The organism is [Scytonema hofmanni] UTEX 2349, from assembly GCF_000582685.1.
In the GTDB taxonomy this organism is placed as follows: Bacteria; Cyanobacteriota; Cyanobacteriia; order Cyanobacteriales; family Nostocaceae; genus Hassallia; species Hassallia hofmanni.
In genome coordinates this window covers 677,260-702,273 of record NZ_KK073768.1, presented here as the reverse complement: position 1 = coordinate 702,273, position 25,014 = coordinate 677,260, and the positions used below count along the sequence as shown (strand labels likewise).

The 25,014-nt window shown below is 42.2% G+C and carries 22 protein-coding genes; 12 read left to right on the top strand and 10 right to left on the bottom strand.

Annotated elements, in window-relative coordinates; all coding sequences use genetic code 11:
* Window positions 1–198 precede the first annotated feature (198 nt).
* Window positions 199–1,365, bottom strand: a complete 1,167-nt coding sequence (locus TOL9009_RS38555; RefSeq protein WP_051502837.1) for a HEAT repeat domain-containing protein — start codon at window positions 1,363–1,365, stop codon at window positions 199–201.
* A 95-nt stretch (window positions 1,366–1,460) separates the two neighbouring features.
* Here TOL9009_RS38555 and TOL9009_RS0108115 point away from each other — a divergent pair, with 95 nt between their 5' ends.
* Both TOL9009_RS0108115 and TOL9009_RS0108110 read left to right on the top strand, forming a co-directional pair.
* Window positions 1,461–2,975 carry an AAA family ATPase gene (locus TOL9009_RS0108115; RefSeq protein ID WP_029632361.1) on the top strand — a complete coding sequence of 505 codons (1,515 nt, stop codon included), beginning with the start codon at window positions 1,461–1,463 and terminating at the stop codon, window positions 2,973–2,975.
* 114 nt (window positions 2,976–3,089) lie between these two features.
* On the top strand, window positions 3,090–3,620 hold the full coding sequence (locus tag TOL9009_RS0108110) for an SH3 domain-containing protein (protein WP_038296241.1): 531 nt from the start codon (window positions 3,090–3,092) through the stop codon (window positions 3,618–3,620).
* A gap of 478 nt (window positions 3,621–4,098) precedes the next feature.
* Here TOL9009_RS0108110 and TOL9009_RS0108105 read toward each other — a convergent pair whose 3' ends face one another.
* Window positions 4,099–5,148 (bottom strand): anthranilate phosphoribosyltransferase family protein, encoded by a 1,050-nt coding sequence (locus TOL9009_RS0108105; RefSeq protein ID WP_029632359.1) that lies wholly within the window; start codon window positions 5,146–5,148, stop codon window positions 4,099–4,101.
* 216 nt (window positions 5,149–5,364) lie between these two features.
* Here TOL9009_RS0108105 and TOL9009_RS0108100 point away from each other — a divergent pair, with 216 nt between their 5' ends.
* The gene (locus tag TOL9009_RS0108100) at window positions 5,365–5,982 is read left to right on the top strand and encodes a hypothetical protein (RefSeq protein ID WP_029632358.1); all 618 of its coding nucleotides are present in this window, start codon (window positions 5,365–5,367) and stop codon (window positions 5,980–5,982) included.
* A 344-nt stretch (window positions 5,983–6,326) separates the two neighbouring features.
* On the opposite strand, the gene TOL9009_RS0108095 is transcribed toward TOL9009_RS0108100, so the two are convergent.
* The 4 genes from TOL9009_RS0108095 to TOL9009_RS0108080 all read right to left on the bottom strand — a co-directional run bounded on the left by TOL9009_RS0108095 (window position 6,327) and on the right by TOL9009_RS0108080 (window position 10,471).
* The gene (locus tag TOL9009_RS0108095; RefSeq protein WP_029632357.1) at window positions 6,327–7,277 is read right to left on the bottom strand and encodes a LysR family transcriptional regulator; all 951 of its coding nucleotides are present in this window, start codon (window positions 7,275–7,277) and stop codon (window positions 6,327–6,329) included.
* A 235-nt stretch (window positions 7,278–7,512) separates the two neighbouring features.
* On the bottom strand, window positions 7,513–8,655 hold the full coding sequence (locus TOL9009_RS38550) for an ATP-binding response regulator (RefSeq protein ID WP_063628681.1): 1,143 nt from the start codon (window positions 8,653–8,655) through the stop codon (window positions 7,513–7,515).
* Between the two features lie 2 nt (window positions 8,656–8,657).
* Window positions 8,658–9,023 (bottom strand): response regulator, encoded by a 366-nt coding sequence (locus TOL9009_RS0108085; protein ID WP_029632356.1) that lies wholly within the window; start codon window positions 9,021–9,023, stop codon window positions 8,658–8,660.
* Window positions 9,020–10,471 (bottom strand): ATPase domain-containing protein, encoded by a 1,452-nt coding sequence (locus TOL9009_RS0108080; protein WP_029632355.1) that lies wholly within the window; start codon window positions 10,469–10,471, stop codon window positions 9,020–9,022. The genes TOL9009_RS0108085 and TOL9009_RS0108080 overlap by 4 nt, the downstream gene beginning before the upstream one ends.
* A gap of 195 nt (window positions 10,472–10,666) precedes the next feature.
* Here TOL9009_RS0108080 and def point away from each other — a divergent pair, with 195 nt between their 5' ends.
* Together def and TOL9009_RS0108070 are read left to right on the top strand one after the other, a co-directional pair.
* Window positions 10,667–11,233, top strand: coding sequence for a peptide deformylase (def, locus tag TOL9009_RS0108075; protein ID WP_029632354.1), 567 nt, complete (start codon window positions 10,667–10,669; stop codon window positions 11,231–11,233).
* 13 nt (window positions 11,234–11,246) lie between these two features.
* Complete coding sequence (locus TOL9009_RS0108070) at window positions 11,247–11,450, top strand: hypothetical protein (protein ID WP_029632353.1); 204 nt, start codon at window positions 11,247–11,249, stop codon at window positions 11,448–11,450.
* A gap of 59 nt (window positions 11,451–11,509) precedes the next feature.
* Here TOL9009_RS0108070 and TOL9009_RS49105 read toward each other — a convergent pair whose 3' ends face one another.
* Complete coding sequence (locus TOL9009_RS49105) at window positions 11,510–11,641, bottom strand: hypothetical protein (RefSeq protein WP_260675862.1); 132 nt, start codon at window positions 11,639–11,641, stop codon at window positions 11,510–11,512.
* 17 nt (window positions 11,642–11,658) lie between these two features.
* On the opposite strand from TOL9009_RS49105, the gene TOL9009_RS0108065 reads away from it, so the two are divergent.
* From TOL9009_RS0108065 to TOL9009_RS47015, 6 genes are all read left to right on the top strand, one after another.
* Window positions 11,659–12,483, top strand: coding sequence for a PD-(D/E)XK nuclease family protein (locus TOL9009_RS0108065; protein WP_029632352.1), 825 nt, complete (start codon window positions 11,659–11,661; stop codon window positions 12,481–12,483).
* 158 nt (window positions 12,484–12,641) lie between these two features.
* Window positions 12,642–13,901: an RNA-guided endonuclease InsQ/TnpB family protein gene (locus TOL9009_RS0108060; protein ID WP_029632351.1), complete on the top strand. Its 1,260-nt coding sequence runs from the start codon at window positions 12,642–12,644 to the stop codon at window positions 13,899–13,901.
* Window positions 13,891–14,529 (top strand): GNAT family N-acetyltransferase, encoded by a 639-nt coding sequence (locus TOL9009_RS0108055; RefSeq protein WP_029632350.1) that lies wholly within the window; start codon window positions 13,891–13,893, stop codon window positions 14,527–14,529. Before TOL9009_RS0108060 ends, TOL9009_RS0108055 begins: the two co-directional genes overlap by 11 nt.
* 150 nt (window positions 14,530–14,679) lie before the next feature.
* A complete protein-coding gene (locus tag TOL9009_RS0108050; protein WP_029632349.1) occupies window positions 14,680–17,157 on the top strand; it encodes a single-stranded-DNA-specific exonuclease RecJ in 2,478 nt (825 codons plus the stop codon).
* A 100-nt stretch (window positions 17,158–17,257) separates the two neighbouring features.
* A complete protein-coding gene (locus TOL9009_RS0108045) occupies window positions 17,258–17,956 on the top strand; it encodes a Uma2 family endonuclease (protein ID WP_029632348.1) in 699 nt (232 codons plus the stop codon).
* A 92-nt stretch (window positions 17,957–18,048) separates the two neighbouring features.
* On the top strand, window positions 18,049–18,303 hold the full coding sequence (locus TOL9009_RS47015; protein ID WP_038296240.1) for a hypothetical protein: 255 nt from the start codon (window positions 18,049–18,051) through the stop codon (window positions 18,301–18,303).
* Between the two features lie 86 nt (window positions 18,304–18,389).
* On the opposite strand, the gene TOL9009_RS0108035 is transcribed toward TOL9009_RS47015, so the two are convergent.
* Together TOL9009_RS0108035 and TOL9009_RS0108030 are read right to left on the bottom strand one after the other, a co-directional pair.
* Window positions 18,390–22,106: a tetratricopeptide repeat protein gene (locus TOL9009_RS0108035; RefSeq protein ID WP_029632346.1), complete on the bottom strand. Its 3,717-nt coding sequence runs from the start codon at window positions 22,104–22,106 to the stop codon at window positions 18,390–18,392.
* A gap of 82 nt (window positions 22,107–22,188) precedes the next feature.
* Entirely contained in the window at window positions 22,189–22,515 is a 327-nt protein-coding gene (locus TOL9009_RS0108030) for a hypothetical protein (RefSeq protein ID WP_029632345.1), read from the bottom strand.
* A 254-nt stretch (window positions 22,516–22,769) separates the two neighbouring features.
* Between TOL9009_RS0108030 and TOL9009_RS38545 the strand changes: the two genes are divergently transcribed.
* Window positions 22,770–24,251, top strand: a complete 1,482-nt coding sequence (locus TOL9009_RS38545) for an AAA-like domain-containing protein (protein WP_051502836.1) — start codon at window positions 22,770–22,772, stop codon at window positions 24,249–24,251.
* Between the two features lie 7 nt (window positions 24,252–24,258).
* On the opposite strand, the gene TOL9009_RS0108020 is transcribed toward TOL9009_RS38545, so the two are convergent.
* Window positions 24,259–24,822: a hypothetical protein gene (locus TOL9009_RS0108020; protein WP_144238176.1), complete on the bottom strand. Its 564-nt coding sequence runs from the start codon at window positions 24,820–24,822 to the stop codon at window positions 24,259–24,261.
* Window positions 24,823–25,014 lie beyond the last annotated feature (192 nt).

The following is a 25,014-nucleotide window of genomic DNA, read 5'->3' as shown; positions in this document are numbered from 1 at the left end:
ATTACTTACTAAACCTTAAGAACCCCACCCCGCCAAAGCTACGCTTTGTCTCCCCTCCCCGCAAGCGGGGAGGGGCTGGGGGTGGGGTGCAATGACTGTGGGAATAATAACTAATTACCCGGACATGATATAACGCACCATTTCTGGTTCCGAGTTGTGACCGGGAAAGAGAAAAAAAACTTCTTGGATAGTTGTTTGTCATTTGTCAGTGGTTAGTGATTTTGCAAGATTCTGCTTTGCAGCAAGGCAAACCCGGTCATTTTCATCTTTAACTAACTGCTCTAAGACACTTTTAGGAGTGTTAGGATTTTGTGCTACAGCAATCCGGATGTACTCATGATTATGTTTGGATAACTTCTCTAAAGATTGATTAGGCGTGTTTTCGTTTTCTGCCACCTGAATTTGGATATAAACTATTTCGCTTTGGGCTAGTTGCTCTAAAAGACTTTGGCTTAGATGTAAGGGAGTATTGGTATTCTGTGCTACATCAATGCGAATGTGTTCTTCGCTATCTTCAGCTAACTTCTCTAGTAAATAACTGGGTGTATTGTTGTTTCTTGCTACCGTGCAGCGAACATCAACCATTTCATCTTCTGCTAGCTGCTCTAAAGTGTGACTAGGAGTGCTATGGTTTCTTGCTACCGTACAACGGACACTGTTATTTTCATCTTTTGCTAGCTGCTCTAGGATGCTTTCTGGTGTATATAGATTACCTGCCACACCAGCACGGACACTCTTTTTTTTATCTTTGGCTAACTGCTCTAATATATTTTTAGGTGTATTGTAGTTTTTTGCTACCCGGTAGCGAACGAATCCAGCTTTATCTTGGGCTAGTTGTTCTAGGAGACTTTCAGGAGTATGGCAATTATTTGCTACATCACCACGAACATTCTTATTTTTATGTTTGGCTAGTTCTTCTAATACTTGATTCGGTGTGTTTTGATTAGCAGCTACGTTGCGGCAAATATCAATCGTTTTATCTTGGGCTAGTTGTTCTAAATAAGGTTGAGGTATGTAAGGGCTATCTGCTACAGCAGCTCGGATTTGTTCATTTGGGTGACTTACTGCCCATTCAATAAAAAATAACGGCAACCCATCCTCATTAAAAACAGAAGTATTAGCTTGATAAAGTTGCTCTATAAAGTTCGGATTCTCTACCAGGAGCAAATCTAGGACGGGATTGTTCAGCACTTGACATGGATAGTACTTAAACAAATTCAGCAATACATCCGTTGGTGTGTTGGGATTTTGAGCAACAGCTTGGCAAATGGCTTCATTGTCACTTTCTGCCAACTCCTGAAGTAGTTCCAGTGGTGTGCTTGGGTCTGCTGCTTTTTCCTCTGGGGTTTGGGGTACATTGCTCATGAGGATATTCTGATTTATGCTTGTTGTAAGTTTTTAGTTGTTAGAAGCAATACAAACCTTAAGAATGAGATAAGGAACACTCTTACTAACAGCTTATGACCTTCCGTGAAGAGTTTAAACTGCTGCTACGTGCCCGTTACCCTTTAATCTACATTCCCACCTACGAAGAGGAACGGGTAGAAGCAGCGATTCGGGAAGAAGCGGCAAACCAGGGCAACCGTCCGGTGTATACTTGGGATTTTGTGGATGGCTACCAAGGCAATCCGAATGATGCGGGGTTTGGTCGTCGCAACCCGCTGCAAGCTTTGGAGTTTATCGAGAAATTATCGGCTTCTGCGCCGGCGGTGTTGATTTTAAGAGATTATCATCGCTTTTTAGAAGATGTGGCGATCGCTCGCAAACTTCGCAATCTTGCTCGTCTCCTCAAGTCTCAACCGAAAAATATCGTTCTATTGTCGCCGAAAATCGCCATCCCGGATGACTTAACTGAAGTTTTGACGGTTTTAGAGTTTCCCTTACCGGCGGCTCCAGAAATCAAAGGAGAGATAGAACGCTTGTTAATCGCAACTGGTGGGAATTCACTTTCTGCCAAAGTTTTAGATGACTTGGTACGCTCTTGTCAAGGGCTTTCGATGGAAAGAATTCGCCGAGTTTTGGCTAGAGCGATCGCTACTCACGGCGAATTGCAACCAGAAGATGTAGATTTAGTTTTGGAAGAAAAGCGCCAAACTATTCGCCAAACGCAAATTTTGGACTTTTACCCCGCAACTGAGCAAATATCTGATATTGGTGGATTGGATAACCTGAAAGACTGGCTTTTGCGTCGGGGAGGCTCATTTACCGAAAAAGCCCGTCAGTACGGATTACCGCACCCCCGTGGTTTAATGTTGGTGGGTATTCAAGGAACTGGTAAATCATTGACCGCAAAAGCGATCGCTCATCACTGGCATTTACCTTTACTACGTCTGGATGTCGGACGGTTATTTGGTGGTTTGGTGGGTGAATCAGAATCCCGCACCCGCCAAATGATACAAGTAGCTGAAGCTCTCGCGCCTTGCATTTTGTGGATAGATGAAATAGACAAAGCCTTTTCCGGGCTTGGTAGCAGAGGTGATGCGGGAACCACTAGCCGCGTCTTTGGCACATTTATTACTTGGTTAGCCGAGAAAACCTCACCCGTGTTTGTCGTTTCTACCGCAAATGACATTCAAGCGCTACCACCAGAAATGCTGCGAAAAGGTCGATTTGATGAGATTTTCTTTGTTGGTTTACCCAGTCAAGAAGAAAGAAAAGCGATTTTTAACGTTCATTTATCCCGACTACGCCCACATAACTTGAAAAGTTATGAAATAGACAGGCTAGCTTACGAAACACCCGATTTTTCAGGAGCGGAGATTGAGCAAACTTTAATTGAAGCGATGCATATCGGGTTTAGCCAAAACCGGGACTTTGCTACCGACGACATTTTAGAGGCAGCCAGTCAGATTATACCCCTAGCGCGAACCGCTGTGGAGCAAATTCAGAAACTGCAAGAATGGGCAGCATCAGGTAGAGCGCGTTTGGCATCCAAACACAATCCCTTGAGCGATGCCTTGGGCAAGCTACGCTAACGCATTCAACGACAGCTGCAATAATAAGTTAGGAGTGATGAGTTAAGAGTTATGAGTTATAATCTTTGACTTTAACCCCTAACTCTTAACTTCTATGGTGGAAAGGTTATAAATATGGTAATTTCTAACGTATTAAAGTATATACTTGGGATTTTCTTGGCGATCGTTGTTTTAATCGGTGGTGGTGCCGGAACAGCGCTGTATATGATGAATCGAACTGCCGTACCTCCGACTAAACCGATTTTTGCGAATGATTCACCTGAGATAAAAGCACAAGCTCCCAAAACTCCAGGAGCATCACCCGTACTCACCCCTATCCCTGTTAAAGCGCAAACTCCCAAGCCAAACGCCACTCCCACTTTATCACCCGATACTGCTGAATCAACAAAGCCATTACCACCGGGAGCTTACCCTGCCCGTGTTAGTTGGTCTCAAGGTTTGATTTTGCGAGCAGAAGCAAAACAGGATGCTGAACGGGTTGGTGGAGTTGGTTTTAATCAAAAAATTGTCGTTGTAGAAGAAAGCGAAGATAAACTCTGGCAAAAAATTCGTCTTGAAGGTAGCGATAAAGAAGGTTGGGTGAAAGCAGGTAATACTAAAAAAGTTGACGATCAAGATAATTCCCAACCAACACAACAGCAATAAAGCCGTTGCTACGTTAAATAGTAATAAAAACCTACCTACCATCGTAGAGACGTTCCGGTGGAACGTCTTTACCGAAAAATTGGGTTTAAAGCCCCGTCGTTCGCGCGATCGGCTTTATTTCAATTAATTAGTGTACCAATATACTATACTAATGATAGTGGAAAGGTAATTAACCACTTAAAAAACCTAGCTGTCAAAAGACAAAGCACTGAACCTTGACAATTAAATCTATGCGGTTCTACTGCATTGTTCTAGTTTCCTCCTAGCAGTAGGTAAAAGATTTATAGGAGCTAGACGACTCAGATTTTTGGGGCTATTTGTTTCAAACTAAACAGGACTTGCAGCAATGCAACTAGGGTAGGGCATACCCAAAGTTAACGCTTGGGGAGAGTCCCACCTCTGGGCTAGGTAACGCAAGGAACCTAGTTTAAGTGGTCTCATTGAACCAAGAATCCCCGTCGATTTATCGCGGGGAGTGTCAAATTAGTTCTTGAAGTTTTGCTGCTACTGCGCCATTACTAAATAATTCTTCCGCCTTAATTATACCCGCTTGCATATCTGAACAAATACCACTGCGCCATAGATAAAATCCGCCATTCCATAAGGCTGTTTGCATCAGTTCGGAAGGTTTTCCACTTAACACGCTTTGCATATCCGCTACTAGTTGTTCGGTAGTTTCTAAGGGTACATTCTTGGTAGTAAAGTTGTAATCACGCGGAGCGAGGAGTAACCTTTCTATTGCTGTTAATCCTTCTTGTTGCGGTGCTTCAGGTGCAGATAAACCGATGATTGCAGTGCGATCGCGTGGTAAATCGCAACTACCTTCCAATCCCTTGACTAATGTAAATTTGCTTACTCCCCGCAGCGTCAAAGCTTGTTGAAACATTCCTTCTGTGGGAGGATGGACATACCCAGAAATAATATGAGCATCGCCAGTATAAGGACACCAAATTAACTCCATTGTCGCAAAAGGTGGACGCTTGCCTAGTTGGTCGCGGTACTCCCAAATACTATTAGTTAAGGGAAAATGCCGAGGCGTATAAACAAAGCCAATGCCTGTTTTTTCAAATACTTGCTGTTGTTTTTCTAGTGTCAGTGTAGTCCAATCAACTCCTAACTTCTGCCAAACTTCTACTAAAGGTATACCGTATTTTGTCGGCAAGCGAGATCCACCATGCATCACCACAAATTGCCCCGCAGAAGCCAACAGTAAAGCCGTCACGGGGCTGATGGGTGCGGTGCGGGTTCTGCCATCATAAGGTATGCCTAAAACTATCACTGGACGCGCAGAGTTAATATTTTGCAGTTTGGGTCCTAATTCTTCGTAAGCATCCAACATTCCCGCTAACTCTTCTCCCGTGGGACGTTTGATGCGGTGAGCAATTAAAAAGGCGCCGATTTGCGCTGGTGTCGCTTCACCGAGTAACATCATTTTAGTTGCTTTATCTGCTTCAACACGAGTTAAATTTTCTCCTGTGTGGTTCCCGCTGCCTACTTTTTTTAGTAATTCTCTGAATATATTGCTCATATAGTTAATGGATAGTGGGTACTGGTTAGTAGATAGTGGGAAAGAATAACTAACAATCAACAACTAACAACTATCAACCAACAAAGTTCCGTTAATACAAAAAAGTACCCTTGAGGGTACTGCGATAAATACATTGGCTAAGTCATAAATAAAGATGTGGGCAGAAAAACCATAGCCCCGAAGAGTAGCAACAATTAGAAACATTGGAGAAATTTTATGACAACACAACTTAGCCATGAAAGCCTAAAGGAGTTAGAGCTAACAAATTTCATTTTGACTCCAACGCTATACCTTGAAAAAGTTCCAGTAGCAGAACTATTAACAGTAGCAGCAGAAGGAACGTCATGGAGTGTCCAGCAAGCAAAGGGTAAGATTCAGGGCGTTGGCGCGAGTGTATCCGGGCTTGGTGCATACGCGCGTGTCAATGGATCAATGCGCTTCTCGACTATAACACTTGAAACGTCGAGAACCTTTAAAGAAATGAAAAAATCCTACGGTTTTTCTGCTGGTGTCAGCGGCTTCTGGAGTTGGATTGGTCTTGGGGCAAATGCTTCCTCCCACAAGCAAGAATTAACGCAAGTATTTAACGAGTTAAGCCAATCGACTAAAACCAGTGGTAAAATTAACATTGACCTTTACGTCACTGGATTGTTTCCTAACGTTCCAGTATCTGCCGCAGCATACATCCTAGCTTTTCAGGTGTCATCGAAGACTGATAGCACTATCAAGTTCCCAGTTATATCTTCAGGTGCGCCTACTCAAGATACTGGGGCGCAAGATCAAAATGGACAGAATCTCCCTACAAAGGACAATAACAGCACTATCGACATTTAGGTGTTAGGAAATCGTAGCTGGCATATTTTGGGCGGCGCTTGAAAAATCAGTGCCGCCTTTGCGGCTATCAATCATTTATTTTGAATGTGGGAATCATGATGAGGTGGAATTGATAATTCATAGCGTGTTTTGGCGGATTTAGGATATTTGCTGAGTGTAGATAGCAGGCAATATTGCCATCGTTGTAATACTGATATTGAACAAGATAAGTTAGCTCGCTTTGACCGTATTAAAGCGGCGATTGTGAAACTGGAAAAGCAACAAAAAAAATTTCAAACAAGGAAAACTTGCCCCTCCCACAGTTGATAGTATCAACGCTCCAACCAACAACTATCAACCAACAATTAAGAAGCCGATCGCTTTAAAGAATCAAACTGTTGTGGTATATTTTGCTGTACCAATTGCCAAAAGTACTGGATGGGTGGAATTAGCAGGCGATCGCCTGTTGTTACCATGACAACCCGACGAGTTAGACTAGAACTATCTGACAAATTAGTGTTTTGATTGCAGGCTAACTGACGAACTGCAAGAGTAGGGTCAAGACGTGCTTCGACTAATGCAGAGTGAGGCAGCAAAGCTATTAGTTCTCCTTGCCGTACCACTCCCCGGAAAGCATCTAAAGTATTTACCTCTAAAGCTGCTTGCAGTGTGGCTTCTAGACGCTCAAATCTATCCTGCACTAAGCGTTGCATCCCATAACCATCTTTAAAAACTACTTGGGGATAACGAGTTATTTCTGCCCAAGGAACGCAATCGTGTTCCGCTAGGGGATGATTGGCACAACAGAGTAATTCTATAGGTTCATCAAATAGGGTTTCTACCACCATTTCTCTAGCAGTGGTCAGAAAGCGGTTATTCATGACAATTGCCAAATCTACTAATCCATCTTTGAGAACTTTTAAAGCGCGATCGCTTCCCAATGATGTCACTCGCAATTGCACATTTGGATATTCATGACAAAATTTTTGCAGAATTGGTGGTAGATAATAAGCGCAGAGCGAGTGAATCACAGCGATACAAAGTTCTGACTGCCTTCCTGCGACTAAATCTGCTAACTCTTGACTGACAGTTTGCCACTCTAAGCAAATTTTACGCGCACGGGGTAGCACCCGTTCACCCCCCAAAGTCAGTTTTGTTTGTCCTGTTCTGTGAAACAATTCTAAGCCCAAATCTGCTTCTAGTGCCTGAATTTGGCGACTAATAGTTGATTGAGTGACACCACATTTTCTCGCTGCTTGTTGAAAGCTGCCAGTTTCTGCGATCGCTAGAAAGGCTTGCAACTGCTCTAGGCGCATTTTTATGTAGCCTGAATTACATTATGGCATTAACTAGGTTATCGGATGTTAGCGCATAATTTAGTAATCTTTGTTACAACCTGGAGCGATATGAACAGGGGGTAGGGGGTAGGGTGTAGGGTGTAGGGTCAATTGGACTCTTGATTCAAACCCCAACCAAATGTTGTAACCTTAAGGCTTATGCCAATTTTTTATAAAGCTGTATTTTACGCATAAGTAGTCAATTGTGCGTAAGTCAGTGCAAGGTAACTTTATTTGATTCATCAAAGCTGTCTTCAAGTCTTGGCACATTTTCTTTTTGAACATTACCGATAGGCAATGTAACAGTAAAAGTAGTTCCTACCCCAACTTCGCTCTTGACAGCAATTTTACCACTATGTAAGTCAACACACTGCTTGGCGATCGCTAATCCCAAACCAGTACCGGGAATCTTTCCCACATTACTGGCACGATAAAATGACTCAAACAGATGTTGTTGGTCTTCAGGGGAAATACCAATCCCTTTATCTTTAATCTGGAAAATTGCCTCTTCCTCATTAGAGATTAATTCCAAATCAATTGGACTGCCTTGAGGTGAATACTTAATTGCATTTGTCAGCAAGTTAGTCAGAATATGTCGTAACAGCTTTTCATCAATACAAGCATTTATATATTTATTTGGGCAAACAAAGTTAATTTTATTAGCACTAATAATTTGAGTTTCTTGAATAACTTGCTCGCAAAAATTATTTAAATTACTTGTAGTTAAATTGATTTTTTGCTTTCCTAATTCTCCTCTCGACAACAATAATATATCATCTAAAAGATTTGTAATGTTTTTGACATAAAATTGAATTTTATGGTAAAAATCCTGTTTTTTTTCTTCAGTTAATTTCTCGCTAGAACGGTGGAGTATTTGTGCAAAAGCAGAAATTGTATGTAGTGGATTGCGAATTTCATGAGAAGCAATTGAGATAAAGCGGGTTTTGATTTCGTTGATTTCTTGCAGATTCTCATTAGCAATTTTTAACTCTAAAGACAATTGTCGTCTTTGAAACAGCATTTCAACCCGCGCTTGCAATTCTACCTTTTCGATAGGAATGATAATCAGCTCATCAATAGTGCGCCATAAATGACGAGTTACCATCCCTACATTTCGACGGGATGTAACTAATAAAAAAGGTAAAAATAATGGTTCTTGAGCTTTTTTAGTCGCTTGTAACCAATGACCGTATCGATCCAATGCTCTCCCGCTTAAAATACATAAATCAAAAGATTGTGGTAAGCTGGGCAAATCATCATCAAAATCAGGTGAAAATACTTCGTAACGTGTTTCCAACCACTGGGATAGTAAGCGACGATTTTCTTTATGTTCTAGAAGTAGTAAAATCTTACACATATTTAATCTCCCAACAAGCTCTTAATCAACGCTAATAATTGTCGCATAACAAGGGGTTTAACTAGCATACTCCTAGCACCGTGAGCAAGGCTTTGGAGTTGAATTGTAGCACTTTGTTTAGGCGAGATAACCAAAAAGGGAATTTGTTGATTTTGCAGTTGTTCGCAGCGTTCCCAGATAGTACGATCAAAACCAGCAATATCTAGCATAACTAACTTAATTTCGGATAATTCGCTTAATTGGCGATCTAATTCCTCTAAACTAATAACACCGATGGTTTCATATCCTTGTTTAGTTAAAAATTGGTTAAGTAATTCCAGATTGCGGCTGTTGCTGTCTACAGTTAAAATCAGGGGTTTTTCACTCATTTTTCCCCATCAAAATTCTCTGTCCATTCGGGAGTGCCGCTGAGAATTTTTCTAAGTTTGCTGAGTGGTTTACCTACCTTGATACCGTAACGAGTTAGCTCAATTTCTCGCAAAGTTTTTTCAAAATCAGATAAGCGTTTCTTTAAAACCCCGATCGCTTTCCGCATTTCTCCTTGAATTTCTAAATAGCGCAAAAAGATGATATTATCTGCAATGTAACTGATACCAACATCAGTCGCTCGAAATTCACCGGTGATGTGTTGCATCTCGTTAACAATAATCACCGTCACACCCATATTCTGCAAATACTTGCATAAAGCGTGCAGATTGGTAATTAAATTGTCACCGCGCATCGCCAATTTATAACCAGCAACGCTGTCAATCATCACAATGGTGGCTCTTCTTTCTTCTACCTCTTCACGCACCAAACTAGCAAATTCATCGGCACTCAAGCGTAATGGCTCAACTGGCACAACTGACAGCGTACCGAAGTTAATCATAGCGTGAACTGGAATATTAACGCCTTCGGAACGAGCCACCAGAGTTTCTTCGGTTTCCTCAAAGGTGTAAACTACCGATCGCTCTCCTCTTCCTGCGGCTTCTTTCATAAACTGAAGTCCGATAGTAGTTTTGCCCACACCAGTAGGACCGGTTAAAATTGTCACCGTCCCGCGTTCTAAACCACCGTGCAGCAGTTGATCTAATTCTGGCACACCAGAAGCAACAGCCTGATTAGTATATTCGCGTTTGTAATTTCCTGGTTGCAGACGGGGAAAAACTTGCATTCCTTGATCGGTTAAGCGCACCGCATGAAAACCAGAGTGAAAGTCAGAACCGCGAAACTTAGTAACTTGCAACGTCCTGCCTTTGCTAGAATTATGCAGGTGAATTACACCATCGCTCATAAATTGTAAATCTTCGTCGGGAGCAGCTCTACTCGCTTCAGAAGTGAAAATTACCGTCGCACCACCTTCTAACAAATAGCGCATAAATGACAGCACTTGTTTGCGAAACTGGAAAGCGTCAGTAGACATGTAGCGAAACTGCGTGATTGCATCTAAAAACACTCGCTGGGGTTTAATCGTATCCAGAGACTCGATTAATTTTTGAGTCGTTGGTTCTCGTTCTACCTCGGCTGGTGAGAAAATATCATAAGTTTCCATTTGGGTGAAAAATTCCGCAGATGGGCTGAGATCCAAAAAGTGCATCGCTTCGGTGTTGAAACCAATAGCTGCACCATTACTTTTGATTTGCTCTGCGGGTTCACCAAAAGTTATATACATACTCGGTTCGTCGTTAGCTACACCTACTGAGAGGAAATGCAGTCCCAGTGTAGTTTTACCAGAACCAGGACCACCGCGCACCAAATAAGCTCGACCGGGGATAAAACCACCATGAAGAACTTCGTCAAAACCTCGTATTCCAGTCGAGAGACGCTTTTGATTCATTTATGAAAATTTCCCATAAACTCCACTACTGTTGAGGTGGAGTTGAAAAATAAAAGTTTGTACCCATTAGATAGATACCATAAATCTTAGAAACTTTTATCCCAAAGCTAGTTGGGAAATCCTCACTGGCTATCAGGCTCACATTGATAGAATTGAAGTAGTAGCACTATTGTTCAATCTAGCCGAATTAGAAACATGCCTTCAAGTTGCATTTCTGTTGAGAAAAAAAAGTTAAAAAATCCGCCTTTGTCACTTCACTATCTAGGCGATCGCGTTCTGCGTCAACCAGCGAAGCGTATTGCCAAAGTAGATGACGAACTTCGCCAACTGATCCGCGAAATGCTGCAAACTATGTACAGCAAAGATGGCATTGGTTTAGCTGCACCCCAAGTTGCAATTAATAAACAACTAATTGTCATCGACTGCGAACCAGAGAATGCAGCTAATCCGCCACTAATTTTAATTAACCCGACAATAAAACAGGTAAGTCGTGATATTATTGTTGCTCAAGAAGGATGTTTGAGCATTCCCAACGTATATATAGATGTCAAACGCCCAGAAGTTGTAGAAGTTGCATACAAAGATGAGAATGGGCGCCCCCGGACATTAAAAGCAAGCGATTTACTGGGACGCTGCATTCAGCACGAGATGGATCACCTCAATGGTGTATTGTTTGTAGATAGGGTAGAAAATTCTCTGACGTTGAATGAGGAGTTATCCAAGCATGGCTTCTCTTATCAAGCTGTGAAACCAGTACTATAAGGTAGTGTGAAGGATGATGATGACTCCAAAAAGCGGACTGTTTTTAGCAGGTTGTTGTATAAGTGCGATCGCTGGTGTCGGTTCAGTTTTTGAACTTACTTCCGGACAACCCGATTTAGGTATGCAAACAACTGCAATCATTCTCGCATTGAGCATTCCCCTCACCGGATTCTTTTTCTTTGCCGCAGTGCGAGACACAAAGGCTAACATTAAATAAGCATCAGGTACATAAAAAGGTAAAAGGCGAAAGGATGGACGGAATTTATTCTTTACCTTTTACCTTTTATTTTTTTTGGGCAATGGGCATAGGGCATTGGGCATTGGGCAATGGGAATTAAACAAGTGGCTGTAAGTAATGCGTTCTAATAGAATTCTTTCCATGCCCCATGCCCCATGCCCATTGCCCAATGCCCTAAAATAGAATCATGCTTTCAACTTCAACTCAACTAATGCGACTTTCTCAAGGACAACTCAACTTACTAGAACGTTGTCCCCGTCAGTTTCAACACACCTATTTACAACAATTAAATTCTCCCTTAAATCCAGAATACCAAGAAGGGCAAACTCTAGGTAGTCGCTTTCATCGACTAATGCAGCAGCAAACAATGGGTTTGCCAATTGAAAGTTTTCTCCAAGAAGACGCCCAACTACAAAGCTGGATGAAAGCTTTTGCGGATGCAGCACCGGAAATTTTAACTTCTGCCAATAGCGAAACTTTCCGCGACAGCGAACATTATCGCACTCTACAAGTTAAAAATTATCTGCTCACAGTAATATATGATTTATTGATTGCAGATAACCTGCAAGCGCAAATTCTCGATTGGAAAACTTCTCCCAAACCGCCAAACAAACGCAACTTAGAAAAAAATTGGCAGACACGTCTTTATATGTATGTGTTGGCGGAAACTAGCGAATATCCACCAGAAAATATTTCTATGACTTACTGGTTTGTCCAATCTGAAGGCAAACCGCAAAGTATTAAGTTTAGTTATAATACTGCCGCACACGAACAAAGTACAAAGAAGCTAAGTCAGCTATTAAGCAAGTTAACTAATTGGTTAGAACGTTATCAGCAGGGAGAAGAATTTCCGCAAGTAGCTTTATATAACAAGGCTTGTGAATATTGTCAATTTGCGACTCGATGCGATCGCGCACAAACCTCTACTGATATCATATCTGCGGCAAATCCCACTTCTAATATAGACAATACTCTACTCAATGTTGGTAGCATTCAAGAAGTAACCTTATAAAAGCCCTCAGGCTGGAAGCCTGGGGCTACACGAACGAGAGCTTACCAACGCGTAGGCTATATTATAAACAAGGCTGACTGAAAAGCAACTACGTTGCTCTTCGCAATTTTATGCTATTCATGTTAACATAATGGTCTAGGTGGTTGGGTCGAGCCAAAATGATAATTTACGAGTTCAAGGTCAAGGGAAAAGACAGACAGTATAGGGCGATAGACGACGCTATTCGTACTAGTCAGTTCATCCAAAATAAGTGTTTACGTCAATGGATGGACAACAAAGACAAGAACATCGACAAGTATGCATTGAACAAATATTGCGCTGTACTAGCTGCTGATTTCCCCTTTGCAGATGAACTCAATTCAATGGCTAGGCAGTCTGCTGCTGAACGTGCTTGGAGTGCGATTAGTCGGTTTTACGATAATTGCAAGAAGAAGGTCAAGGGCAAAAAGGGCTTTCCAAAGTTCAAAAAACATTGTCGTTCTGTGGAATATAAGACAAGCGGTTGGAAACTTTCTAATACTCGTAAAGCCATAACCTTCTCAGACAACAAAGGTATTGGAACTCTTAAATTAAAGGGAACCTATGACCTTAACTACTACCACATCAAACAGATTAAGCGTGTGCGGTTGGTACGTTCTGCTGATGGGTACTATGCTCAGTTTGCAATTGATATTGACATCAAAGTTGAAACACAACCAACAGGTCAAGTAGTCGGTATTGACTTAGGGTTGAAGTATTTCATTGCCGATAACAAAGGTAATGTGGAGCAATCACCGCAATTTTACCGCAAGTCTGAGAAGCAATTAAATCGTGCTAATCGCAAAAAATCCAAGAAATTTAGCAAGGACAGAAAAAAGGCGAAACTTCCACAATCAACCAACTACCACAAAGCTAGAAACAGGTATGCCCGGAAGCATTTAAAAGTAAGTAGGCAACGAAAAGAGTATTGCAAGGGTGTTGCATACTCCGTCATCCAGTCTAACGATTTGGTAGCCTATGAAGATTTAAACGTGAAAGGCTTGGTACGTAACCGACATCTGGCTAAATCAATCTCTGATGCTAGTTGGTTCACTTTCCGCAGCTGGTTGGAATATTTTGGTCACAAGTATGGGAAAGTAACGGTTGCCGTTCCACCTCATAATACAAGCCAAAATTGTTCTAAATGTAGCCAGAAAGTGAAAAAATCTCTGTCTACTAGAACTCATGTCTGTCCACACTGCGGATTCAATGAAGACAGAGACGTAAATGCAGCCATCAACATCTTGAAACTAGGACTCAGTACCGTAGGGCATACGGGAACTTACGCTTGGGGAGATTTGCCCTCTTGGGCGATTGGTGTAAACCTGTCGTCTAACGGCGAGTCAGTGAACCAAGAATCCCCGTGTCTAAAGACACGGGGAGTGTCAAATGAACTCTGATGAATTTGATGCGGTTTATGTCCGCGAATTAGGAATTGATGACATTGCCCCAGTTTACCACTTGGGGGAAAAGTTATTTACGAGCGAATTATACCCATATTTATATCGTACTTGGGATGAATGGGAGGTAATTGGACTTTACAACACAGATCCCGAATACTGTTTAGTTGCAGAAATCGATGAAGAAGTAGCCGGATTTATTTTGGGAACCATCATCATCAAAGCATCCTGGACTTACGGCTATATTCTGTGGTTAGGAGTTAGTCCTGCATTTCAACGTCGGGGAGTCGCTGACAAGCTAGTTGATAAAGTTGTCGCACGTATGATTGAAGATGGAGCGCGGTTCATGTTGGTAGACACCGATCCGACAAATGTACCCGCAGTGAAGTTTTTTAACCGCAAAGGTTTCGGAAATATCCGCCAGCATATTTTCTTGTCGATGAATTTAAGCAAGCACGATTATTATGGCAGACTAATTGATTATGAGCATCAAAAAGCAGAAAGAGCAGGTTATAGGCGATCGCGTCCTACCATTCGTCCACGCAAACCTGATGGAATTGGTAATGAAGTAGTCCTCAATCCTCTTGTGAACGAACCTCAAACAACCGACGAACAAAATCCGATTTAAGTAGAGAGAAAGTAAATAATTAAAGGTTTGTAGTGAGGGCTTCAGCACTCAAATGAGTGCTGAAGCCCTCACTACGAAATAATCTCAATATTTTTTACATTACTTAATCTACGCCTACTTACTTAGATTATTAATTTCTAATTTATTTAAATGCAACAGCAGTGGAATATTGTCGCAACTGAACAACCACCAGAATGGTTCATCGAAGCGGTGAAACACTACACCCCCAATAAAAGCGGACATTACGCAGCGCAGTTATTATGGCAACGCGGCATCAAAGACACAACACAACTAGCTAATTTTGTCAATCCTCAAGCTTATCAACCCGCGAGTCCCTTTGAGTTTGGCGAAGAAATGCTGTTAGCGGTGAGACGTTTGAAACAAGCGCGGGATGAAAAGGAAAAAATCGTTATTTGGGGAGACTTTGATGCTGATGGTATCACCTCTACTGCGGTGCTGTGGGATGGTTTAGGACAGTTTTTTCCCCAGAATACCCACTTAAATTACTACATCCCCAACCGCATAACAGAATCCCACGGACTCAACAATCAAGGCATTGATAAGCTGGCAAAACAAGCTTGCAAATTAATAGTTACTTGCGACACTGGCAGCACAAATATCAGTGAAATTATTTATGCTAAAGAACAAGGCATAGATATTATTGTTACAGACCACCACACATTACCCGCTGAACGTCCACCAGTTACAGCAATTATCAATCCCCGTTATCTGGCAAATACACATCCATTATTTCATCTTTCTGGGGTGGCGGTAGCTTACAAATTGGTTGAAGCGCTTTATCAAAGCTTACCGAAAGTACCTCAACAACCGCTAGAAGATTTATTAGATTTAGTGGCAGTGGGCTTAATTGCGGATTTAGTACAGCTAAGTGGAGATTGTCGTTACTTAGCGCAATTGGGAATTCAAAGATTGCAAGAAGACTTTAAACAGCTTCCAGCAACCAGAAGGCGTCCGGGGGTAGGGCGATTATTAGAATTATGCCAGAAAAGTGGCGATCGCCCTACAGATATTTCCTTTGGTTTGGGTCCACGAATCAACGCTGTCAGCCGTATTCAAGGCGATGCTTCTTTTTGCGTAGAACTACTGACTAGTCGCGACGAGAAGCACGTAAATCAACTAGCAGAAGAAACAGAATTAGCCAACAGCAGACGTAAATCTTTACAGAAAGACGTTGCTCAACAAGTAACGCAAAAGCTTGCTCAGTTAGACTTATCAACCACCAGCGTCATCGTTTTAGAAGATCCTCAATGGGCAGTTGGTGTTTTAGGTTTAGTTGCTGGGCAAGTAGCACAAGACACAGGACGACCGACAATTTTGTTGAGTACGGAGAGTGTGGGAGGAGTGGGGGATGAGGGAGATAAGGGAGATAAGGGAGATGAGGGAGATAAGGGAGATGAGGGAGATGAGGTAATTAATTTATCTCCCCCTGCTCCCCCTGCTCCCCCTGCTCCCCCTGCTCCCTCATCTCCCCCTGCTCCCCCTGCTTCCCCTGCTCCCCCTGCTCCCTCATCTCCCCCTCCTCTCGCAAGAGGTTCTGCCCGTTCAGTAAACTCAGTTGACTTGTATCAATTGGTAAAAGACCAAGCACATTTATTACATCGCTTTGGGGGACATCCCTTTGCAGCGGGGTTGAGTTTGCCGGTGGAGAATATTTCTTTATTTACAGAAGCGATTAATCAACGCTTGCGGCAAACTTTAGGTGGGGCAACTTTGACAGCAACAATCCAAGCAGACTTAGCTGTAACGGTAGCAGAGTTGGGCAAAGAGTTATTTTATGAACTGAAATTACTTGAACCGTGCGGAATGGGAAACCCTGTACCGAAACTGAAGATTGAAAATTGCTGGTTTGTAAATTCTTGGAATCGCAATCAGCAAGATTCGCGGGGGAAAAAGGTACAGTATATTAAAACAGATTTTGAAATTCGGGATGATTCTATTAGAAGCGGTTTTCCTGGGATTTGGTGGGGACACTACAAAGAGGAATTACCAATGGGAAGGTGTGATTGTATCGCTGAATTAGATTACAACACCTTTAAAAAGCGCTATGAAATCAGATTAATTGCCGTGCGAAAAAGTGAAACCTCAACTTTATTTCAGCACGCGCTTAATCCCTCAGCATTAATAGTAGACTGGCGAAATGTTTCTATTAAAGAAGATTCAGCATTTTTAGTTAAAGAGTGTCCCACAAGCTGGAATGATTTAAGAGTGTGGTTAAGGCGATCGCTTTACAATCAACAACAACTAGCGATCGCTTGGTCGAAACCTGAAAAGCAACAACCTGAGCAAATTTGGCTTACCCTTGTGGGAATTGCTAAATACCTCAGTCGCACAAATCAACCAGTTACTCGCGTTCAGCTTTTAGAAAAACTCGGCATTAAAGACCAGACTTTGTATTTTGGATTTAGAGCTTTAAAATACTTAGGATTCACAATCACTCGACTTGACCGTAACTTGCAAATGAGCTTCCATTCTACCAATATTGCGGAAACTCAAGCCGATGCTGCTGTTGAACTATTTTTAACCGCAGTGCGAGAAGAACAATTTCAGCGTGAGTATTTTGCCGAAGTTCCTTTATCTACTATTGTTGTGATGATTAATAGCCAGTAGTGAAAATTCCCGGTGTCCAGATCCCCGACTTCTCTAAGAAGTCGGGGATCTAAGAGACAGCTATATATGATCAAAGTATTAGATAAATAGCAATCAGATCATGCTACAGTACGATCCGCTGGACTGCTTACCCTCCGCCGAGGATTTGCCGGACTCTGACGATACCCCTGTGGATAACGAATTACAAAATTTGATTTCCGGTTTACTCAAAGCCATACTAGCTATGGTATGGGCAGACCGTATGGACTGGTTCTTTGGCATTGATATGGGGATTTATTACGATCCCGATCAACCGGCAATTGTACCAGATGGGTTTTTGAGTCTGGGAGTTGAACGGATTTTTGATGAGAATCTGCGTTTAAGTTATCTACTTTGGGAAGAACAGCGCGTACCGACTATGGTACTAGAGGTGGTGTCTCATAAACGGCGTGGGGAATACAGCACCAAAAAAGAATTTTATGCTCAGTTAGAAGTTTTATATTATGTCGTTTATAACCCCCAACGGCGAAGAAAAGCATCTTTAGAAGTGTATCGTTTAGTAAATGGCAAGTATCAATTACAGCGAGGAAATCCCGTTTGGCTACCGGAAATAGGGTTAGGAATTGGCTGTGAACGGGGGACATATCTAGGTATTACACGCGAGTGGCTTTACTGGTATGACGAGCAAGGGCAGCGTTTATTAACACCAGAAGAACGGGTTCAACAAGCACAACAAGAAGCGCGACAAGCACAACAACGCGCTCAAATACTGGCAGAGCGTCTAAAATCCCTCGGTGTAGATCCAGATTCTTTGGTTTAGAATGTGCTTCGGGCTGAATTATATCGGCTGCCAGCTGTGACAAGCAAGGCACAAGTCTAAAAAACTGGTGAACGAGTATCAAAGACTCATTAATGGAGTTCAAAGACTCATTAATGGAGTTCAGAGACTCATTAATGGAGTTCAAAGACTCATTAATGGAGTTCAAAGACTCATTAATGGAGTTCAAAGACTCATTAATGGAGTTCAAAGACTCATTAATGGAGCTAAAAGACTCATTAATGGAGTTCAAAGACTCATTAATGGAGCTAAAAGCCTCATTAATGGAGTTCAAAGACTCATTAATGGAGCTAAAAGCCTCGTGGATGAGTCAGCTTAACGCAAAATAGGCGGATCGCTTACACCAATTCTTCAAAATAGGCGACAGATGCCAACCTGAAAAGCCAAATTAAATGCTGACTTTCTTAATTACGAATTACGAATTACCAATTAAACCTTGCACTCTCGCTACCATTTGCCTAACTGCCTCAGCATCAGGAGATTGGATACGCTGCAATATCTCCAAGGCTGGCTGCAAATAATCTAAAGCTTTATTGTAATCGCCCTGTTGCTCTGCTATATGCCCTAACCGCCCCAATGTCATTGCCTTAGTTTGGACATCGCCGATTTGTTCAGCGATGGCAAGGGATTGTTGATAAAGTGCGATCGCATCTTCTATTTCTCCGCTATTAGCTTTGAGTATCCCCAATTGGTGCAACGTCGCTGCCTTAGTTTGGATATTACCGATTTGTTCATTGATAGCAAGGGATTGTTGATAAAGTGCGATCGCATCTTCTATTTCTCCGCTATTAGCTTTGAGTATCCCCAATTGGTGCAACGTCGCTGCCTTAGTTTGGATATTACCGATTTGTTTATTGATAGCCAGGGATTGTTGATAAAGTGCGATCGCTTCTTTTATTTCTCCCCTATCGGCTTTGATTCCCCCCAAGTTGTTCAACGTCGTTGCCTTGAGTTGGACATCGCCGATTTGTTCACTCAGAGCAAGGGATTGTTCATAAAAGGCGATCGCTTCGTCGATTTCTCCGCTATTGGCTTTGAGCAGTCCCAAGTTGTTCAACGTCATCGCCTGACCTTGGACATTGCCAATTTGTTCTGTGATCGCAAGGGATTGTTCATAAAAAGCGAGCGCTTCGTCGATTTCTCCGCTATTGGCTTTGAGCAGTCCCAAGTTATTCAATGTTCTTGCCTTTATTTGGACATCGCCGATTTGTTCTGTGATCGCAAGGGATTGTTCATAAAAAGCGATCGCTTCTTTTATTTCTCCTCTATTGGCTTTTAGCAGTCCCAAGTTATTCAACGCCACTGCCTTCATTTGGACATCGCCGATTTGTTCTGTGATCGCAAGGGATTGTTGATAAAGGGCGATCGCTTCTTCTATTTCTCCTCTATTGGCTTTGAGATTTCCCAAGTTATTCAACGTCCCTGCTTTCATTTGGACATCGCCGATTTGTTCAATGAGAGCGAGGGATTGTTGATAAAGGGCGATCGCTTGTTCTATTTCTCCGCTATTAGCTTTTAGCAGTCCCAAGCTATTCAAAGTCGTTGCTTTCATTTGGACATTGCCGATTTGTTCTGTGATCGCAAGGGATTGTTGATAAAGGGCGATCGCTTCTTCTATTTCTCCGCTATTAGCTTTGAGATTTCCCAAGTTGTGAATAATTCCTGCTTTTTCTTCTTCGTCTTCTGCTGGACAGCTATCCAGGGCTTGTTGATAATGCTTTTGGGCTTTACTGATTTCACCTAGTCTTTCTTCAGAGCAAGCTAACTCATGTAAAACTAAGTGATCTTCAGCAATTTCTAGAGTTGATTTGCACAGTTGAACAGCTTCCCGAAATCGGCTTTGATTTCTCCAAAGCCTTGCCAACCTTGCCAGGTCTAAAACAATATTATCTACCTTCCCCCGCAACGCCAAGCGATGAACTTCTAAGGCATGTTCCTCGCTAGAGGTTTCCACCTCTTGCCCCCAAAGGCGATACAACACCTCAGCCGCTTGCTTATGCAAAGCTTCCTCATCTTCCGGTAACTGCACAGGCAAAATGCGCGGCACTCGTAACGCCCCATCATGGCTAACTTCCAACAGTCCCAACGCCACAGCCCGACTAATATAATGTGACAAATTGGGAATATTCTCACAAACTGCGGCTAAAGCTTCCCTCGGTACTGGCAACTCAAACACCAAACCCCGTGACAACATCTCCCGCATAATTGTATCCATCTGTTCCAGCAGCGCTTCTGCTAAAACTTGCTCTCGCAACTCCACCGGATCTGCTGCCAACCGATTCAAAATTGCCGCCACATCAACAGTTGTATTTTGCAGAATCTTATCCAACCATTCCAGCAAGCGGGGATTCCCATCCGCCAACTTCTGCCCTTGCAATTTTAACCCCTCATCCACCTGAGATTTAACACCAAAGGCAGTGAGGCGATTAAACTTTTTTTGCAAATCTGCCCCTTGCAGTGCATCCAACGGCTGCTTGTGGAAATGCTGCAACTGCGTAAATTCAAAGTCGTAACGGCAAGTAATAATGATGCGGTGGGAAGTGTAATTTTCTCTAATTGCCCAAACTAAAGCCTTCATTACCTCTGCTGCTTCTGTTTGCAGCACATAACTCTCATTGCGGGGTTCCAAATTCCCTTCAAAGTCATCCAGCACCAACAAAAACGGCTTTGCTTCCTCATGCAACTGCTGGAAAACTCGCTTCAGCCGAAATCTCAATTCTTCATCGTAATTTTGTAAGCTCTTGCGTTGTTCGTTGTCATCCAACTTTTCTGTTAAGCGACTCACCAAACTAGCTTCATCAATGTGTCCCAACCAAACAACACGCTCAAAATTCGGTAGTCTGTCACAAAGCCTAGCTGCTAAACTACTTTTACCCAAACCGCCCATGCCATGAATCAACACCCCAACTTCATCAGTTGATTGTATCAGCACCCTTAAACAACTTTGCAATTGCCGACGACGACCAACAAAACTTTCCCGCGTCGGGACTTTCACCTTACCCGCAGGATCTAAAAATTGGGTAGAAACAGAAAGCGCTGGTGCTGGTTTCCGTCCACGAGTCCGCAAAGGTGTAACTAATGAACTTGGTAAATTACCTGCTGCATACAACCGCAATAAATGCCAATCCCGTGCTTTCTTCTTAATTAATGCTTGATAAGTACAAGCAAGAGCTTCGGTGATTTGCTTTCCCGCAGACAATTCTTGATACAATGCAGCAGCTGCGGCTGTAGCTTCAGGATCTAAAACCTTTTGACCCCAACCCAAAACCGCTTTTGCACCGGATTTCAGCAACTCTTCTGCCATCGACGGCACAGATCCAGAATTGCCAGCTTGCCCAGTGCGACAACCAGAGAGGAATATCAGTTTGGGCAGTCGAAATTGTAATTCTTGGGCGATATGCCCAGCACTGGCATAGTAAGCTTCACCTGTTGCCGTTTCTGTAATAAAGCGCGGTTGCCCATCTTGTAGAGTAGCATGACCCGTCAGGTGTAAAACATCAAAATAACCACTGTCGTAACTCTTGACTAAATAACCCAACTCCGATAAACAGCCGCTTTCTTCCACGGTCAAAGCTAAAGGTTGCCGCTTTGTCGCTTCGAGAATCCGTGCTTCCTCTCCCTCAAAATCCAGCACAGGTTTGACATCCAGCGGCGAAGTTGCCATAAACAAAACTTGCAAAGCTCGGTTTTCTGGTTCCCCTTCAATTGTCAATTTTTTTACCGTGCTATCCGACACCCACCGCACCGGGACAATAGCCGGGACACGCTGCACCAAAAAGCTAACCCCATCGTGCAGCACTTCCCAAGGCAGATGGTGTAGAGACGCGTTTTGTAGAGACGCGATTAATCGCGTCTGTATCGCTAAAACAATCCCCTCACGCTTATACTTATCTAGCATGGATTGCAGAGTGCGATCGCTCCCATCCAACCAGTTATACAACCGCCGTCCAGTTACTATATAATCCTCTGGTAAATCTGAAACGTAATAATCTCGCTCTGCCAACTTAATCAAATCGGCGATTTCTGTTATAGAGAGCGATCGCTTCTCATACTGGTTAGAATTATCAATAAAGTAACGTAGCTCTACGTAATTCTCAGCAACTTGCTTAAGGTCGAGGTGGAGTGTTTGCACATTCTTGCACTACAACTTTGAGACTTCAGTATTTACCTCAAGTTTATCACCCTCGATTCCGGAGACGCGATGAATCGCGTCACTACGATTCTAAAATTTGGCGAATCTCTTCCAAGGTTGCATCTTCTAAAAGGAGTCGTCTGCCATTGCGTCCCACAATCAACACCTTTTCAATTCTTTTACCAGATTGTTTTGCTTTATACTCTTGATACCACTTGCGGATTTGTTCAGCAATAGCGATCGCTCCCCCAACAATACCAACGATACTAGCAACAGTTGCGATTACTCCCTCTCTTTCGGGTGCTTCTGCACTAACCTTGTAGTTACCTGAGATACCGGGAATTGCTAAAAGCTCCTCTGTTGCAGCGATCGCATCTTCACCCTCAATCACCAACTTAATTTCTGCCATACTTTACCTGCAAGCATATCCAATCCAGGCTTATTTTCAATAATATCACCAGAGCGATCGGCGTTTCTTGGTCATTAATTATTCATTGACCACCAAAAAATCAAACTTTTTACCAAAAACACCTTATTTAAGGACTCCATACTTATTAGTTTATGTAAATCATTCTTAAGATATATTTTTATAATTCCTTTTCAGATGTATATTTACACCAGTCAGGCAAATAATACGTAAATCTACTTAATTAATTTTTAATCGTGGAAGAACTCCTCAAAGACATAGGAAGAATTCTACATCACAAGCCTCTGGATTCCATTCAGGAGTTTGTACTCTGTCAATCGTGGCAGGGAAAAACTTACAGTGAAATAGCAAAAGCATCGGGTTACGCTAGCGATTATATTAAGGAAGTTGGCTCCGAGTTATGGCAAGAGCTTTCAGAGGCTTTGGGTGAGAAGATAACAAAAAAAAATCTGTATATAGTATTGAGCAAATTGCTCGAAGACAAAGACAAAACTGTTTTACATGAGAACCAGACTCAACAAAAATTCACACAAGACATCAAGGTACAAAAAAGTTCTTTTGATTTAGTCGGTGTAAATAAGATAGAGTTTCCTAGCGGTCCGGTGCCGCTGGATTCTCCTGTCTACATCAATCGTCCTCCGATGGAAGAACTTGTTTATAGCGAAATTATGCACCCTGGTTGCTTAATGCGGATTAAAGCACCGAAAAAGACGGGGAAAAGTTCGCTCCTGAACCGGATTATTGCTCACGCTAAAGGGCAGGGTTATCAAACTGTGACTTTGGACTTTCAGGAAGCTGATGAAGCTGTTTTTGTTTCACTGGATAAATTTTTACGTTGGTTTTGCATTAATATCAGCAGGCAGTTAAACCTCGCTCCCAATTTGGATGATTACTGGGATGCAGAAATGGGCAGCAAAGTCAGCTGTAAAATCTATTTTGAGGGATATATATTAGAGCAAATTGATAGTCCGATAGTCTTGGCTTTGAATGAAGTCAATTTAGTTTTTGAACATCCGAATATTGCCCAAGACTTCTTACCAATGCTGCGATATTGGCACGAACAGTCAAAGCAAGATAAGACTTGGCAAAAACTGCGGTTAGTGGTGGTGCACACAACAGAAATTTATATCCCGCTGAAGCTGAACCAATCTCCTTTTAATGTTGGGGTAACAGTTTCATTACCTCCGTTTAGTTTGAAGCAGGTACAAAATTTAGCACAGCGCTATGGACTTTCTTGGGCAGCTTCAAAACAAGGAGCGCAAAGCCTTGAACCTTTACAAGAAATGGTGGGAGGACATCCATATCTGACGAGTTTAGCGCTTTATCATTTATGTCAGGGAGAAATGACGCTAGAAAAGTTATTAGAAACAGCTTCTACACCTGTGGGTATTTATAGCCAGCATTTACGAGAACTATTGAGTTTACTTCAAGCTGAACCCGAATTGATATCAGCTATGCAACAAGTTGTGAGTGCCGATCGCTCGAATCAGTTAGACGCGATCGCTGCTTATAAACTAGAAAGCATGGGTCTGGTTCAACTAGATAGCAATCAGGCTCTTCCTAGCTGCGAGTTGTATCGCCTTTATTTTAGCCAACAAATATTAAAGCACACAGGAGCTAGTCATCAAACAAAGCTGTTAGAGTCACAAACACAAGAATATTCAGACAGACATGACAACGCACTTATTACAGCTTTGCATAAGTTCGTAGCAAATTGACAATCTTTCAACTTGCTAAGATAGCTCCCGTCTTTTCAACTTGCACTGTTTTACGATTAGGTAAATTAGTCTGCTTAGTGATAGAGAATTCTTTTTTTGATATATCAAGAAGATAGGTAGTCGTTTGGCGAGAAATGAAAGGAAGAAAACCTTTATTATTAATTCGTTCTGCCTTTGTAACATTAGCACTAAATACGTTACCATCTCTATCTACTTGTGTCGCAGGCAAAGTTAACTTCTCTCCAGTTTTTTGGTTTTGCAAAATCATGTTACCTTTTTTATCTGATTTCACGCACACCTCAATCACATAGGTACTGGTGACTGTCGATGCGCTTATAGTGCAACCATCCATCGCTAATTGCATTGGTTGATTGGCTGGTAAAGTTTGAGCAGAAACAACGGAGTTTATTGCTCCACCAAAACTCAGAGCTAACAATGGAATGCTACTGATGATAAGTTTTTGAATATAACCGCGCATAATTTTGTCCGTAGCAGTTTTTTGATGGTCATCGCGACGTAAAATGGGCATTCTGTGACAGGGGGTAAGTTGCTCTTTATTTACTGTTTGCATTTTGATAGTTTTCCAGTTTTTTGTAGTTGAATTTACTGTTAAGTTTAGATTCATTCTGGCATTATTAAATTCCAGAATTTTCTCAAAAAAAAGCGCATTTACGGGCATATGCCACAATCCTCTATAGTGCAATACGCTTGGTGTTAAGCCCGAAAACCTCTGTAGAGACGTAGCATTGCTACGTCTCTATAT

What these genes read in the sequence shown, in the direction of transcription:
- TOL9009_RS38550 (WP_063628681.1), bottom strand. Translation starts at nt 8,655, where the DNA reads ATGTGTAAGATTTTACTACTTCTAGAACATAAAGAAAATCGTCGCTTA.
- TOL9009_RS0108030 (WP_029632345.1), bottom strand. Translation starts at nt 22,515, where the DNA reads ATGGCAGAAATTAAGTTGGTGATTGAGGGTGAAGATGCGATCGCTGCA.
- TOL9009_RS0108095 (WP_029632357.1), bottom strand. Translation starts at nt 7,277, where the DNA reads ATGCGCCTAGAGCAGTTGCAAGCCTTTCTAGCGATCGCAGAAACTGGC.
- TOL9009_RS38555 (WP_051502837.1), bottom strand. Translation starts at nt 1,365, where the DNA reads ATGAGCAATGTACCCCAAACCCCAGAGGAAAAAGCAGCAGACCCAAGC.
- TOL9009_RS0108055 (WP_029632350.1), top strand. Translation starts at nt 13,891, where the DNA reads ATGAACTCTGATGAATTTGATGCGGTTTATGTCCGCGAATTAGGAATT.
- def (WP_029632354.1), top strand. Translation starts at nt 10,667, where the DNA reads ATGCCTTCAAGTTGCATTTCTGTTGAGAAAAAAAAGTTAAAAAATCCG.
- TOL9009_RS0108020 (WP_144238176.1), bottom strand. Translation starts at nt 24,822, where the DNA reads ATGCAAACAGTAAATAAAGAGCAACTTACCCCCTGTCACAGAATGCCC.
- TOL9009_RS0108100 (WP_029632358.1), top strand. Translation starts at nt 5,365, where the DNA reads ATGACAACACAACTTAGCCATGAAAGCCTAAAGGAGTTAGAGCTAACA.
- TOL9009_RS0108080 (WP_029632355.1), bottom strand. Translation starts at nt 10,471, where the DNA reads ATGAATCAAAAGCGTCTCTCGACTGGAATACGAGGTTTTGACGAAGTT.
- TOL9009_RS0108110 (WP_038296241.1), top strand. Translation starts at nt 3,090, where the DNA reads ATGGTAATTTCTAACGTATTAAAGTATATACTTGGGATTTTCTTGGCG.
- TOL9009_RS0108105 (WP_029632359.1), bottom strand. Translation starts at nt 5,148, where the DNA reads ATGAGCAATATATTCAGAGAATTACTAAAAAAAGTAGGCAGCGGGAAC.
- TOL9009_RS0108070 (WP_029632353.1), top strand. Translation starts at nt 11,247, where the DNA reads ATGATGATGACTCCAAAAAGCGGACTGTTTTTAGCAGGTTGTTGTATA.
- TOL9009_RS0108115 (WP_029632361.1), top strand. Translation starts at nt 1,461, where the DNA reads ATGACCTTCCGTGAAGAGTTTAAACTGCTGCTACGTGCCCGTTACCCT.
- TOL9009_RS0108050 (WP_029632349.1), top strand. Translation starts at nt 14,680, where the DNA reads ATGCAACAGCAGTGGAATATTGTCGCAACTGAACAACCACCAGAATGG.
- TOL9009_RS0108065 (WP_029632352.1), top strand. Translation starts at nt 11,659, where the DNA reads ATGCTTTCAACTTCAACTCAACTAATGCGACTTTCTCAAGGACAACTC.
- TOL9009_RS0108085 (WP_029632356.1), bottom strand. Translation starts at nt 9,023, where the DNA reads ATGAGTGAAAAACCCCTGATTTTAACTGTAGACAGCAACAGCCGCAAT.
- TOL9009_RS0108045 (WP_029632348.1), top strand. Translation starts at nt 17,258, where the DNA reads ATGCTACAGTACGATCCGCTGGACTGCTTACCCTCCGCCGAGGATTTG.
- TOL9009_RS47015 (WP_038296240.1), top strand. Translation starts at nt 18,049, where the DNA reads ATGGAGTTCAAAGACTCATTAATGGAGTTCAGAGACTCATTAATGGAG.
- TOL9009_RS0108060 (WP_029632351.1), top strand. Translation starts at nt 12,642, where the DNA reads ATGATAATTTACGAGTTCAAGGTCAAGGGAAAAGACAGACAGTATAGG.